The 618-nt window shown below is 43.4% G+C and carries 1 protein-coding gene; it reads right to left on the reverse strand.

The genetic code is table 11. The features are described from left to right. Positions 1-618 (reverse strand): transposase (locus ACYVGZ_RS03985; RefSeq protein ID WP_460751549.1); only part of this gene is annotated, 618 nt, incomplete at both ends.

Genomic DNA, 618 nt, shown 5'->3' on the forward strand with positions numbered 1-618 from the left:
GTTAGGTTTTCGGCGTCGATGATGCTGTTGGCAATAGTAATCTATGGCATATTCATGCCCCACTATGCGGCCAGTTTTAATCTCAAACTGCGTCGCAATACACAGCCAATTTTCTGAAGCAATGTTCAGTCTTTGGAGAATAGGCATTAATGATGTGTCGATAAAGCCTTTTTTTCCTTCTCTGATGATACGCCCAGTTATATCAACCAGCTCTAGGTAATCTGTAAATTTAAATGGCAACCCTTCAGGCATGTTCTCTCGTGGATTCCCAACAAATGGGAACAAGGGTTTAGGTTGTTCTTTTCTTTTTGCTGCATCAATACGTCTTTTTATGCTCGTATAATCGGAACTCTCGGGAGTCTCACTAATACTTGAGCGTAGTGGGTTGAGGTCTACATACGCCATACAAGCAATTAAAGCGGCTTCATCAAGTAAGGCTTGGGATTTAAATCGCCCCTCCCAGAATCGACCGGTACATTCGTCTTCTAAATTAGCTCTGCGGGCAATAGGTTCATTTAGCTCCCTCATAAACCAACTCATATCAGCCAAGCGTGCTCGATAAGTGTTTGCCGAAGCCTCAACAAATGCCATAACGCTGTTTGAAAGCGGCTCACCTTT

The organism is Marinomonas epiphytica (genome assembly GCF_054780655.1).